6 protein-coding genes are annotated in these 13,685 nt (G+C 66.9%); 3 read left to right on the top strand and 3 right to left on the bottom strand.

What is annotated here, in order from left to right; translation table 11 throughout:
* The first annotated feature begins 280 nt into the window (after positions 1-280).
* The 3 genes from AC27L4_RS09820 to AC27L4_RS09810 all read left to right on the top strand — a co-directional run bounded on the left by AC27L4_RS09820 (position 281) and on the right by AC27L4_RS09810 (position 8,043).
* Positions 281-6,907 carry an RHS repeat-associated core domain-containing protein gene (locus tag AC27L4_RS09820; protein WP_487141905.1) on the top strand — a complete coding sequence of 2,209 codons (6,627 nt, stop codon included), beginning with the start codon at positions 281-283 and terminating at the stop codon, positions 6,905-6,907.
* Positions 6,904-7,356 (top strand): hypothetical protein, encoded by a 453-nt coding sequence (locus AC27L4_RS09815; RefSeq protein WP_487141904.1) that lies wholly within the window; start codon positions 6,904-6,906, stop codon positions 7,354-7,356. The genes AC27L4_RS09820 and AC27L4_RS09815 overlap by 4 nt, the downstream gene beginning before the upstream one ends.
* A 408-nt stretch (positions 7,357-7,764) precedes the next feature.
* Positions 7,765-8,043, top strand: a complete 279-nt coding sequence (locus AC27L4_RS09810; protein WP_487141903.1) for a GNAT family N-acetyltransferase — start codon at positions 7,765-7,767, stop codon at positions 8,041-8,043.
* Positions 8,044-8,193: 150 nt separating this feature from the next.
* Here AC27L4_RS09810 and AC27L4_RS09805 read toward each other — a convergent pair whose 3' ends face one another.
* From AC27L4_RS09805 to AC27L4_RS09795, 3 genes are all read right to left on the bottom strand, one after another.
* Positions 8,194-10,056 (bottom strand): calcium-binding protein, encoded by a 1,863-nt coding sequence (locus AC27L4_RS09805; protein ID WP_487141902.1) that lies wholly within the window; start codon positions 10,054-10,056, stop codon positions 8,194-8,196.
* A 459-nt stretch (positions 10,057-10,515) separates the two neighbouring features.
* Positions 10,516-12,324, bottom strand: a complete 1,809-nt coding sequence (locus AC27L4_RS09800; protein ID WP_487141901.1) for a calcium-binding protein — start codon at positions 12,322-12,324, stop codon at positions 10,516-10,518.
* A 326-nt stretch (positions 12,325-12,650) separates the two neighbouring features.
* Positions 12,651-13,682, bottom strand: a complete 1,032-nt coding sequence (locus AC27L4_RS09795; RefSeq protein ID WP_487141900.1) for a Gfo/Idh/MocA family protein — start codon at positions 13,680-13,682, stop codon at positions 12,651-12,653.
* Positions 13,683-13,685 lie beyond the last annotated feature (3 nt).

Genomic DNA, 13,685 nt, shown 5'->3' with positions numbered 1-13,685 from the left:
GCCGGGATCTCGAGGAGCAGTGCCTGGCGCCGATCGACGCGCGCATCGAGGCCCTCGGCCATGCCGCGCCGCCCGCCGTCGCCGGCCGCACCCGGCCCGGCCTGCACGGCGCCGCGCCATGAGCCGGCCGCGCCACGAACCGCCCTGCGCGCCGCCCGCGGGCCGGCCGCAGACCGCGACGACCCCGCCCGCGATCCACCGCCCCGCGCCGCCCGGCCCCGGCCGGCCGGCGCCGGGCTTCGTCCGCCGGCTTGCCCGGCATTTTGCACCAGGAGGTCTCATGACCACACGATCCGGCGCGGCCCGCTTGCGGGCCGGCGCCCGCGTGCTGCTGACCGCCGCCCTGGCCTTCGCGATCGGAGCCGGCCCCGTGGCCGCCGAGATCGCCAGGCCGGCGGCCTCGGCGCCGCCCCCGGCCGCCACGGCCGGGCTCACCACCCCGCCCCCCACCGCGCCGCCCGACCCGGCCGCCGGCGCCCCGCCTGTGCCGGTCTCGGATCCGACCAGGTCGGCTGCCGGGGAGAACGCGGCCAAGCCGGCAGAGCCGGGCGCGGCCACGCCTGACGCCGAGGCCGCCGCGGACACGAAGGCGTCCGCGGAAGGCGAGAGCAAGGCACCGGCCGACAAGACGGAGGCCGAGGCGTCGCCTCTCATGACGGCATCCGGCGGTCTCGGCGACCCCGGAATGAAGGAGGTGCTCGGCACCCAGTCCCCCGGTGGGGAGCTGGCCGCCAAGATCCGCCCGGCGCCCTCCAACGGCTCGTTCTCCCAGCGCGTGCCGCTCGCGGTCCCTGCTTTCCATGGCCTCGAGCCGACCCTGGCGCTGGCCTACGATTCCAACGCGGGCGCTCGCGCCGGAGGCTGGTGGTCCGGCTTCGCCGGCGTGGGCATGCGGCTGCTCGGCCTGTCCGACATCGTGCCGATGACCAAGGGCGGCGGCGCGGCGCGCTTCGACGCCTCCGACCTCTATGCCCTCGATGGTGAGGAACTGGTCGCCTGCACGGCTGGCATGGACAGCCCCGCCTGCACGACGGGCGCGGCCGGCGATGGGATCAAGTACTTCGCCACCCGGGTTGAGAGCCATCTGCGCATCAAGCGTTGGCAGGACATCTGGACGGTGACCCAGCGTGACGGCACGGTTTCGACCTACAGGCCGGTCTCGACCTGGCGCGCGCCGGACGGCGACACCGAGCTTGTCCAGCTCGACAAGGCCCGCTTCCTCCTGGCTAGCGTCGTCGATGTCCACGGCAACACCGTGACCTACGACTATGACTGCCCGGTCCTGCCGGTCTGCTGGCCCAAGACCATCAGCTACAACGGCACGCAGATCATCTTCCATCGCAAGGACGCCGATACCCCGTTGACCCTGGCAAACGGGGCGCAGCTCGACCCGAACGCCCATCTGGACGTCGTCTCGACCGAGAAGTCGCTCTCGAAGCTCGATCAGCAACTGACGGCGATCGAGATCAAGACCGGCGATGCGAAGGTGCGGGCCTACGACTTCGCCTATGAGACGAGCGAGGCGACCGGCTTCTCGCGTCTCGTCGCGGTCACGCCCTACGGCAATGACGCGAAGGTCGGCGCGGTCTCGAAGCATGTCTACGAGGGGACCGCCCTGCCGCCGACTCGGTTTGCGTATCAAGGTGCGGTCATGGAATGGGATTCTATAAAGCCTTCGCCCATTCCAATGTCGCTCGACGGTGACAGTTATTCTCGTATCTTCGGAGATGCGGACGGGGATCAAAGGATCGACAGCTATAAATTCAAGCATGAATATCAAAATGTATGCAATATCTATATCGAGACAAGAGATGGTCCGTATCAGACAATACTGGCTCCCTGTGGTTTTCCTGATTTTCCGATAGTGCACTGCCAGAATGGCACGAATGGCAACCCACGAAACGGAGTTGGCGCCGGTCTTTCCGCTGTGCTCGACAGGAATGGTGACGGTCACCTCGATTTTTATGGCTATTCCCATCGCTCCTACGAGGCCCCCGCAGATCCTGCCGATCCTTGCAATTCTCCCTATGTAGCCCGTTCGGATAATTCGGGTTACTTCGTAATTTCCGGCGAGGATGATCAGCTGCATTACGGAACTGATCCCAATTTCAGCTTGGAGGGTGTTACGCTAGTCAACGCGAACGCCCCGATCCCCTATCTGCAGCCGCAGGCCATTCCGCTCGATATCAACGGCGATGGCCGGCAGGAAGTCCTGTGGTCTCATGTGCTCAAGACTCGCCTCGCCGGCTCTGCGTTGACGGATGATCCAATCACCCTTCCCTTCACGATCCAGAACTCCGAATCCGTCATTGACCTGAATGGCGACGGGCGATCCGATCTGGCCCGGGTCGCCGACCTGGACCCGCTGGAGCCAGGTGGCCCACGCCGCATCGGCGTGCGGTATGCCCTGTCGGAGGGAACGGGATTTTCCGCGTGGAAAGTCTCGAAGTTCCCCGTAACCTTGCGTTATACGGAAGCATACAAGGGACCAAACGCTCCACTGGAAGGCATCAAGGCTGCCGACGTGAACGGCGACGGCCGGATGGACATAGTGATGCTGGAGGCGGGGACCGCAACAACGGTCAATGTCGGCGTCCTGCTCTCGACCGGCTCCGGTTTCGTCCACCAGATCTGGGCAACGGCGATTCCCACCACCGACATCTTCGATTGCAGAAGCAATACCAAATGCCCCCAGCCGCTGCTCACCGGTGACATCGACGGCGACGGCCGGTCGGATATTCTCATCAACACTGCCTTCGACGGCGCGACGGTTCTCCTTTCAACTGGTTCGAACTTCGTCAGGACGACGGCTTCGCTGCAGAATGGGCTCTGGCCCGGCTGGGTTCCGACGGCGTCCGCGCTGATGGATCTCGATGGGGACGGGCGCGACGACGTCATCCCCTCCACCGGCCAGGATGGCCGCGAAGGAAACGGAACGTACATCTCCGCTTCGGTTGCCTTCCCCGACCTGCTGACCTCCGTGACCGACACCCTCGGCGGGGAGACGCGCATCGCCTACCGCCCGTCCTCCGGCGCCGTGCACGGCCTGATGCCGGGCATCCTGCAGGTGGTGAAGTCCCTGACCCTGGACGACCGCCGCGCCCAGCCCGGCTCGGTGGCGACCACGACCTACGCCTATGCCGGCGGGCTCTACTCGGCCGCGGAGCGGCGCTTCCTCGGCTTCCGCACCGCGACGGCGGACCTGCCCTGCAATGCCGGCGAGACCGTCTGTCCGCGCCGGCTCTACACCTTCCGGCAGGACCCGGCCGCGGCCGGCAAGCTGGAGAGACTGGAGGAAACCACCAACGAGCCCGGTGCCAGGGCGCTGGCCGTCACAACCGAGACCTGGAGCGTCAAGGCCAGGGACGGAACCAGCGACGTGCTGACCTCGCAATGGCCGCTGCCGGCGGGCACCGAACTGACGCTGCCCTACACCGCCGTCAACACCGCCAGCGAGAAGCAGATGACATTCGAGGGGGCGACGCGCACCACCCGGACGCGGCGCGACGTCGATGCCTACGGCAACCTCATCACCCTCAACGAGGACGGCGACGCCGACCGCGACGGCGACGAGCGGCTGACCGTGACCGAGTTCACCCCGAACACCGCCGCCTACATCGTCTCGGCCCCCAGCCGCATCCGCGTCTATGCCGGCAAGCTCAGCTCCGATCCGCTGCTGGCGGACTCGCTGATGATCTACGACAACAACGCCGCCTACGACATGGCTCCCGGCAAGGGCAACCTGACCAAGACCCGCCGCAAGCTGGTCGGTGCCTCCGGCTACGCCTGGGTCACCGCCGCCGAGGCCGTCTACGACGGCTACGGCAACCCGACCGTGGCGATCGACGCGCTCGGCAACCGCACCGAGACCGACTACGACGCCACCTATCACCTGCTGCCGGTCGAGGTCCGCAACGCCAAGGGCCACGTCGTCCGGACCAGCCACGACACCCAGTGCCAGAGGCCGCTGACCGTCACCGACGCCAACGGCCAGCAGACGACCTATGCCTATGATCCCCTGTGCCGCCTGACCCAGAAGACCCAGCCGCTCGGCGCCTATGAGCGCTACGAGTACATCGCCGTCGGTCAGCCGGCCTCGCAGCGGATCGAGGTCTACAGGCCGCAGTTCGGCGGCGGCGAGACCTTCGCCAAGACCTTCTTCGACGGCTTCGGCCGCACCTGGAAGACCTACGCCAAGGCCGGCGCATTGGTCGCCGAGAACATCAACACGCTCACCGATTACGACAAGCGCGGCACCGTCGCCAAGGTCAGCCGGCCGTTCTACGGCACGGAGACGCCGCAGTTCACCGCCACCGCCTATGACGCCCTCGACCGGCCGGTGACCGTCACCAACCCGGACGGCAGCTCATCGACGCTGGCCTACCACGCCTCCGACATCGCCGGCACCTGGCTGCACGGCTTCCTCGCCGCCACCGCCACCGACGAACTCGGCCGCAAGACCGTCACCCACACCGACGCCTATGACCGGACCGTGCGCCAGACCCGTTTCCGCGACGCGGCGGGGACCGATCCCGTCCACCGCTCCCTGGTCTATGACGGGCTCGGCCGCCTGACCGAGCTCCGTGATCCGGCCGGCGCCAAATGGACCAACGTCTTCGACACGCTCGGCCGGCGCGTCAGCGTCGACGACCCGGATCTCGGCCTCTGGACCTTCAGCTATGACGCGGCCGGCAACCTGACGCGCCAGACCGACGCCAGGGGCCAGCAGACCGCCTTCCTCTATGACGCGCTCAACCGCGTCCGCAGCAAGATCGTCCATGCCGAGCTCTCCGCCGGCGACCCCGGGCGCATCACCACCACCTACGCCTATGACGAGGATCGGCCGGGCTTCTCCAACGTCGGCAAGCTGACCACCGTCTCCGAGCCGGCGACCGCGACCCTCACCACCGACTACGACGCCCTCGGCCGCGAGGTGAGGAAGACCCTGGCCGAGCCGGGCCAGGCCGTGCCCTACGTCACCACCACGGCCTACGACGCCGGCTCGCGCATCCTGCAGCGCGGCCTGCCGGACGGCTCGACGGTCGGCGGCACGACCTCGAGCACCTGGATGCGCTACGACCCGGCCGGCCGTCTGGTCAAGGTGCCCGGCCTGGTCGATGCCGTCACCTACGACGCTTCCGGCCAGCCGCTCGTCACCCGCTACGCCAACGGCGTCACCACGTCAGCCGGCTACGACCCGGCCCGCGGCTGGCTGACCGGTCTCGCGCACGCCCGCGGCACGACCACGCTGCTGGGCCTGTCCTACACGCGCGGCCCGACCGGGCGCATCGACGCGATCACCGATGCCGGCACCACCGTGCCCGCGGGCAGCCCGGCCCCGGCCGAGGCCTGGACCTACGGCTATGACCGCCTCGACCAGCTCACCCTGGCCCGCAACGACGTCACCGGCAGCTACACCGAAAGCTACGCCTACGACCTCGCCGGCAACCTGACCTCCAAGACCGGCATCGGCGCCTACGACTATGCCCTGCCCAGCCAGGCCCGGCCGCACGCCCCCAAGACCGCCGGCGGCTACGCCTTCACCTACGACGCCAACGGCAACCTCACCGAAAGCAGGCTCAACGGCCAGCTCCACCGCAGCTACGCCTGGGACGGCGAGAACCGCCCGACCCGCATCGACACTTACGACAGCGCCGGCGTCCTGACCCGCACCTCGACCTTCGTCTACGGCCCGGACGGCGCGCGCCTGAAGAAGATCACCCGGGCCAATCCGCGCGGCTGCAGCCTGGCGCTGTCGCAGCAGCCGGAGGAGACGACGCTCTACGTCTTCGGCGACGAGCGCGTCACCTACTCCGCCTCGACCAATTCCTGCGTGCCGACCGCGGCGACCTGGGTCAGCTACCCCGTGCCGGCGATCAAGCGCGAGGCGGTGCCGGGCCGGCCGGTCACGGTGACGACGCTGCTGAAGGACCATCTCGGCTCGATCCGGGTGGTGACGGACGCGGGCGGCGCCGAGGTCAGCCGCAGCAGCTACGCCCCCTACGGCTTCCAGCGCGGCGCCCAGGACGCGGCGGACGGCTCGAGCCGGGAGGCCAAGGCCTATATCGACCAGCGGCTCGACGAGACCGGGCTCTTGTACCTCAACGCGCGCTACTACGACCCGAGGATCGCCCGCTTCGTCAGCCCGGACTGGTGGGACCCGACGCAGGAGGGCGTGGGGACGAACCGCTACGCCTACGCCGACAACAACCCGGTCAATGTCAGCGATCCGAGTGGACATTTTGCTCCTGCTTTATTGGGGATTCCAACTATTGCTCAAGCAACATTTAATCTAGTTGCTATGATCGGTATAATTACGTTATCTAACATTGACGAAAAAATAGATGTTGAGCCTGATATATCAGATATTTCGAAATACGAAAGGATGGGGTATTCATATCAAGCTGCACGGTTGCTTGCTGAGAATGAAAAAATAAATAGTGAGAGATATCTTTCGATTAATGGTAGAAATATCAGGGTCTCTGGAAAAATTGTTAGCGCCCCCGGTACGTTGCCTGTGCGGGGGGCAAAGGATCCAACGTCTGGTATTTTGGAGATCGCTGGTGTAAAATTGACTCTTACAAGCGGAAAGGCACTTCCAGGGAGAGCTCTGAAGGACGACCCAACCGTGCGGACAAATGCAGAGTCGTACTCACACGTAGAGGGGCATGCGGCAGCTTTGATGAGGCAGGCTGGTGTAAAGGAAGCTACCCTGACAATTAATAATACTAGTGGGCCATGTGGTCCGTGTATCGGAAACTTGAAATCTCTTTTAGAAGATGGGGCAAAATTGACGGTTAAATGGAAAGATTCTGAGGGTAAAGAGCTTTCCAGAGTGTTTGAGGGGCAGGATTTGTCAAAAAATCAGGATAATAAATCTGGTGGAAAAGAAGAGGCGGCAAAATGAGTATGTTGCTAAAATTGGAATGTGATGTCATGAATGCGTCTGCTTGGATTGACGTTGTTGATTTGTCTGGCGGTTTGAGTGGAATTTTGTTTGCGTATAGAACGATAGTATCTAGAGATGTTGGATTCACTGCTTCCGTGCTAAGTGTAGAGGGCGACGAGAACGGATGGTCAATTTTAAAATTCAAACACAATTATGTGTTGTTCTTTATATGCTCAAGATCTGTTTCGGGATTTCAGGGGGGGGAGGGAGTTTTTTATGCTTATAAAAATGGCACGGACAATGAACTTATTGACTGGCCCGGTGTAGAGTTTGGGAAGATTCCTAAGCATTGTTTCTTAGATAAAAGTGTGTTTGAGTCACTTTTGTTGTCTCTGTACAAGTCAGATAATCCAAGCGATGGGGCCGGATTCCTGTATTCGGATGAATATTGGGAGCGGGTTTCTTGATGGGAATTACGTAAGTGTTGTGATCATCCCACGTTTACGGGTGCCGGTGGGCGTGGGATGCTGGCTTGGTTCAGGCCGGGCGGGCCTGGGCGGCAGGGCTGTTGTTCTGCCTCTTCCAGGTCCACGAGTTACGGGGACTTTGGGGTGATGGCGGGCGCGTGCTAGCCGCCCACCGTCCCGGAGCATCAGCAGCGCTTTCGGCGATGTCCCCTGAGGAAGCCGAGGAAGCGATGCAAGTTTATGCTGGATTGGACGTGTCCCTCAAGTCGACGCACATCTGCGTGGTGGGCGAGGATGCCAGGATCGTGTGGCGCGGGGTTTGCGCCTCCGATCCGGAATTAAGGGGGTACGGGGACCGTGCCATCCCGGCTGCCTGCAGCCGCGCCTTTTGCCCCGGGGGAGCCCCCCATGCCCATCCGCCCCGAAGCGCCCCGCGACATCGCCGGCATCCGGGCTCTCGTCACTGCCGCCTTCGCCGAAGCCGCCCATAGCAGCCGCACCGAGGCGGCCATCGTCGAGGCCCTGCGCGCCGACGGCGCGCTGACCCTGTCCCTCGTGGCCGAGGCGGAGGACGGCCTTGCCGGCCATGTCGCCTTCTCGCCGGTCGCCATCGACGGGCTGGCCAGCGGCTGGCACGGGCTCGGCCCGCTCGGGGTGCGGCAGGGCCGCGGCATCGGCCAGGCATGACAAAGCGCCCCGCCCAGGGATAGCCGAGCGGGGCGCCTGCCAGGCGGGCACGTATCGTCCGGTGCCGCATCCGGGCACCCGGCATCGTCCGGTACGTCGGGGCCGCGCCACCTCGTGCGGCCCCCGGCGGCTGGTCGGAGCCGCCGCCGCTCAGCTGAGCAGGAAATCGCTGCCCGACAGGCTGGCGACGCCGTCGAGGGTGGCGATCAGCACCGGGCCGTCATTGCCGGCGGCGCCGTCCGCGTCGAACCAGAGCCGATGGGTGTCGGTCTCGAAGACGAAGGTCGCCGCATTGGTCTTGGCGATGTTGGTCGTGCCGTTTTCCAGCTTGAACGCGGCCGGGTTGTCGAGGCCGAACTCGGCGAGCGTGATCTCCAGGAGGTCCTGGCCGCGGGTGAAGTCGGTGACGATGTCGCCGCGCCAGCCCGAAAGGTGGCCGTAGCCGCCGAAGTCGAAGATGTCCTTGCCCAGGCCGCCGGTGAGCGTGTCCGAGCCGGCTCCGCCGCGCAGCACGTCGTCGCCGGCCCGCCCGTCGAGCACGTCGTCGGAGCCGCCGCCGTCGAAGACGTTGTCGGAGGCGTCGCCGAGGATGACGTCGTCGTAGTAGCTGCCGTTGACGATCTGGATGTTCTTGATCGTGTCCTTCTGCAGGACGCCGTCATTGGCGGCCTGGTTCATCAGGTCGAGCTTGAAGGCGCCGGCGCTGACGTCGAGCGTGTTGATGCCGGTGCCGCCGTCGATCAGGTCGGCCACGCGGCCGGCGTCGATGACGTCGAAGCTGTCATTGCCGCTGTCGCCGTAGAGCTTGTCGGCGCCGGCGTCGTCGGTGAGGACGTCGACGCCGGTACCGCCGCGTAGCGTGTCATTGCCGGCGCCGCCGGCGAGCCGGTCGTTGCCGTTGCCACCAGCCAAAGCGTCGTTGCCCTCATCGCCGGCGAGCCAATCATTGCCGTCGCCGCCAGCCAGGGTGTCGTTGCCCTTGCCTCCGGCCAGGTCGTCGCCGAGGACGCCGCCGGTGACGTTGTCGGCGCCGGAGCCGCCGTCGAATTCGAGGATCTCGAAGCCGTCGGCCTTGCCGCCGCTGGCGAAGGCGATCAGGGCCGGGCTGAAGACGAAGCTCTCGGCGACCGTGCTGATGGAGAAGTCGAGCGACAGCGTGTCGGTGCCGGCATCGCCATGGGCGATGTCCCTGATGCCGATGTAGACATGGTCGTCGCCGAGGCCGGCGGTGAGCCTGTCGACCTCGGTGCCGTAGTCGCCGACGCCGCCGTCACTGTAGAGGTAGTCATCGCCCGACCCGCCATTGAGGATGTCGGCGCCGGAGCCGCCCGTCAGCGAATCGTTGCCCAGGCCGCCGTCCAGTGTGTCGTTGCTGCTGCCACCATTCAGCATGTCGTCGCCGCCCTCGCCGTAGAGGCGGTCGGCGCCGGCGTCGCCCCTCAGCGTGTCGTCGCCGTAGCCGCCCTTGAGGATGTCGTTGCCGCCGCCGCCATCGAAAGAGTCGTCGAGCGCGTAGCCGGTGAACTTGTCGCTGAAGTTGCTGCCCGTGAGCTGGAAGCGCTCGACATTGACCACCGACATCAGGCCGGGAATGGTGACGGCCTGGAGTGGGTCGGCGGCCGTGAAGGTGATGCCGGCGGTGTGTCCGGAGAAGTCGGCGTAGAGTGTGTCGATGCCGCTGCCGCCGTCGATCTTGTCGCCGGCCAGCTCGGCGACGTCGAAGCTCATGATCCGGTCGTCGCCGGCGCCGCCGCGGATGTCGTCGGCCCCGCGGCCGCCCGTCAGGGTGTCGTTGCCGCTGCCGCCGTCGAGCAGGTCCTTGCCGTCGCCGCCCGTGAGCGTGTCGTTGTCGGCCTCGCCGTAGAGCTTGTCGTCGCCGTCGCCGCCGTCGATGGTGTCGCTGCCCCAGCCGCCGCGGATGGTGTCGTTGCCTTCCTGGCCGAGGAGATAGTCGTATGCGTCGTAGGTGCCGGTGATGATGTCGTTGCCGGCAGTGCCGAATTTGGTCGCCATGATGGGTCCCGTGATTGTTGGCGGCACCTTAGGTGGACGAACGGGTTTCGGCTTGGACTGAGCGGAACAAAAGCGCGGACTGGGCGGTCCTGTGGATGAAACCGGTCGAGGCCGGGCCCGCGATCGGATCGCGGCGGGATCCACCGGCTCGCCCGTTGCGGCGTCGCGACAGGCCGCATCGACCAGGGCCAGGTTCCCCAGGCTGCCGCGGCCGGCGGTCGCCGGCTCGCGCCGGTCCGGGGGGCGGGCGACCCCGTGCTGCGGGATGGCCTCGACGCTCTCCCGGGATTGCGGCAAGGTCCTCCACGGCAAAGCGACCCGCCCAGGGGTAGCTGGGCGGGTCGCCTGCCAGGCGGGCGCGTATCGTCCGGTGCCGCATCCGGGCACCCGGCACCGTCCGGTACGTCGGGGCCGCGCCACCACATGCGGCCCCCGGCGGTTGGTCGGAACCGCCGCCGCTTAGCTGAACAGGAAGTCGCTGCCCGACAGGCTGGTGACGCCGTCGAGGGTGGCGATCAGCACCGGGCCGTCATTGCCGGCAGCGCCGTCGGCGTCGAACCAGAGCCGATGGGAGCCGGTTTCGAAGATGAAGGTCGGCGCATTGGTCTTGGCGACGTTGGTCGCGCTGTTCTCCAGCTTGAACGCGGCCGGACCGGCGAGGCCATACTCGGAGAGGTCGAGCCCGATGCGGTCCTCACCCTTGGTGAAGTCGGTGATGATGTCGCCTTGCCAGCCCGACGGGTCGTTGAAGCCGCTCAGGTCGAAGATATCGTTGCCCGCGCCGCCGGTGAGCGTGTCCGAGCCGGCGCCGCCGCGCAGGACGTCGTTGCCGGCCCGGCCGTCGAGCACGTCGTCGCTGTCGCCGCCGTCGAAGATGTTGTCGGAGGCGTCGCCGAGGATCACGTCGTCCTCGGCGCTGCCGTTGACGATCTGGATGTTCTTGATCGTGTCCTTCTGCAGCATGCCGTCATTGGCGGCCTGGTTCATCAGGTCGAGCTTGAAGGCGCCGGCGGTGACGTTGAGCGTGTTGATGCCGGTGCCGCCGTCGATCAGGTCGGCCGCGCGGCCGGTGTCGATGACGTCGAAGCTGTCGTTGCCGCTGTCGCCGTAGAGCTTGTCGGCGCCGGCGTCGTCGACGAGGCTGTCATTGCCGACCCCGCCCCGCAGCGTGTCATTGCCGGCGTCGCCGGCGAGCTGGTCGTTGCCCTTGCCGCCGACCAGGGTGTCGTTGCCCTTGCCGCCGTTCAGGGTGTCGTCGAGGTCGCCGCCGGTGACGTTGTCGGCGCCGGAGCCGCCGTGGAAGTGGAGGATCTCGAAGCCGTCGGCCTTGCCGCCGCTGGCGAAGGCGATCAGGGCCGGGCTGAAGACGAAGCTCTCGGCGACCGTGCTGACGCTGAAGTCGAGCGACAGCGTGTCGGTGCCGGCGTCGCCGTGGGCGATGTCCTTGACGCCGACCTGGACGAAGTCGTCGCCGTTGCCGGCGGTGACGGTGTCGACCTCGGAGCGGGTGTCGCTGACGCCGTCGTCACTGTAGATGACATCGTCGCCGTCGCCGCCGTTGAGGATGTCGGCGCCGGCCCCGCCCGTCAGGACGTCGTTGCCGAGGCCGCCTTCCAGCGTGTCATTGCTGGTGCCGCCCACGAGCGTGTCGTTGCCGCCCTCGCCGTAGAGGCGGTCGGCGCCGCCGCCGCCCACCAGCATGTCGTCGCCGTAGCCGCCCTTGAGGATGTCGTTGCCGTCTCCGCCGTCGAAATAGTCGCTGAGCGCGTAGCCGGTGAAGCGGTCGCTGAACTTGGTGCCGGTGAGCTGGTAGCGCTCGACATTGACCACCGACATCAGGCCGGGAATGGTGACGGTCTTGTTCGGGTCGGCGGCCGTGAAGGTGATGCCCGTGGCGCTGTCGGAGAAGTCGGCGAAGAGCGTGTCGATGCCGCTGCCGCCGTCGATGACGTCGCCGGCCAGTTCGGCAGCGCTGTTGGCAATGATCATGTCGTCGCCGGCGCCGCCGAGGATGGTGTCGGCGCCGAGGCCGCCGACCAGGACGTCGTTGCCGCTGCCGCCGTCGAGCAGGTCCTTGCCGTCGCCGCCGGACAGGGTGTCATTGCCGGTCTCGCCATAGAGCTTGTCGTCGCCGTCGCCGCCGTCGATGAAGTCGACGCCGTAGCCGCCGCGGATGATGTCGTTGCCGCCTTCGCCGAAGAGGTAGTCAAACGCGTCGTAGGTGCCGGTGATGGTATCGTTGCCGGCGGTACCGAATTTCGTCGCCATGATGGGTCCTGTGATTGATACGGGGGGCGTGCGCCGCGCAACGCGCCGCGCGCGGCCAGGTCAGCCTGACAGTCTCGTCGCGGAGGGATCGTCCGGATCGCCGCGCCGGAGGACGAGATGGCTCACGGGGCCGCCCGGCCTCCGGCTTGCCCGAAGATTTCCGACACTTGCAGATGCATGCCGCACGACGCCCCATCGATCGACGGGCCTCGGATCGGAAACCCGACGGCAATCTAGGCGGGCCGATCTGATTCGGCTTGGACTGCGCGGAACAAAAGTACGGACTGGGCGGCCCTGCGGAGGATACGGTCCGCCGTCCGGCGCCCTCAGACCGTAGCCGGATCCACCGCTTCGCCCGTGGCCGCGCTGCGATAGGCCGCTTCGACCAGGGCCAGGGTCTTGAGGTTGTCGCGGCCGGAGGTCGCCGGCTCGCGCCGCTCGCGCAGGCTGTCGACCCAGTGCCGCTGGATGGCCTCGACGCTCTCCTGGATGTTGTGCCAGGGGCGGGACGCCCAGGGCAGCAGGGGCGGGGGGACGTCGAGCCGGCGTGTCCCGTCCCGGCCGGTCACGGTCATGCGGTAGCCCTGGTCGAGGCGGATCGTGCCCTCGGTGCCGTCGATCTCGACCAGCGTCTCCGGGAAGGGCTCGACGGCGAGGCGGGTGGCGTAGGAGCAGTCGACGATCGAGGTCAGGCCGCCCTCGTGGTCGAGCAGCATGGTGGCGACATCCTCGCCGCGGATGGCCGGGTTGACGCGCCGGGTGCGGGCGGTCAACCGGGCGACGTCGCCGAAGAGGAAACGGGCGATGTCGAGGATGTGGATGCCGAGATCCTCGATGATGAAGCGCTCGCCTTCCGCCAGATAGGGCTGGCCGCTGAACACGTCATAGGCCGAGCGGAAGGAGACGCGTCCGAAGAAGGGTGCCCCGATCGTGCCGCGGTCGATCTCGGCCCGCACCGCCTGGATCGGCGTCTGCCAGCGGAAGTTCTCGTGCACCATCAGCGGCACGCCGGCCGCCTCGCAGGCGGCGACCATGGCGCGGGCGTCGGCCATGCCGGCGGCGAAGGGCTTCTGGCAGATCACCGGCACGCCGTGGCGCGCCGCCAACTCGACCAGGGGACGATGGCTCGCCACGGTGGTGGCGATGTCGACGAAGTCGAGTCCCGGCAGCGCCGCCAGCATCTCGGCCGCGTCGGCATGGCGCGCGGCGATGCCGAAGGCCTCGCCCACGGCCTTGAGACGGGCCGGGTCGCGGTCGCAGATCGCCACGATCGTCGCCCCGGGGATGTCGCGCCAGGCATGGAGCTGGTTGACGGCGAAGAAGCCGCAGCCGATCAGGGCGCCGCGAAGCTCGGCCATGGT

It is taken from the genome of Labrys sp. Lb11, from assembly GCF_057554225.1.
Note: the sequence above shows the minus strand (reverse complement) of the source record. Positions and strands in the feature narration are given on the sequence as shown.

Excerpts from the sequence above, each read along its gene's own strand:
- AC27L4_RS09820 (WP_487141905.1), top strand. The coding sequence starts at position 281 with ATGACCACACGATCCGGCGCGGCCCGCTTGCGGGCCGGCGCCCGCGTG.
- AC27L4_RS09815 (WP_487141904.1), top strand. The coding sequence starts at position 6,904 with ATGAGTATGTTGCTAAAATTGGAATGTGATGTCATGAATGCGTCTGCT.
- AC27L4_RS09810 (WP_487141903.1), top strand. The coding sequence starts at position 7,765 with ATGCCCATCCGCCCCGAAGCGCCCCGCGACATCGCCGGCATCCGGGCT.
- AC27L4_RS09805 (WP_487141902.1), bottom strand. The coding sequence starts at position 10,056 with ATGGCGACCAAATTCGGCACTGCCGGCAACGACATCATCACCGGCACC.
- AC27L4_RS09800 (WP_487141901.1), bottom strand. The coding sequence starts at position 12,324 with ATGGCGACGAAATTCGGTACCGCCGGCAACGATACCATCACCGGCACC.
- AC27L4_RS09795 (WP_487141900.1), bottom strand. The coding sequence starts at position 13,682 with ATGGCCGAGCTTCGCGGCGCCCTGATCGGCTGCGGCTTCTTCGCCGTC.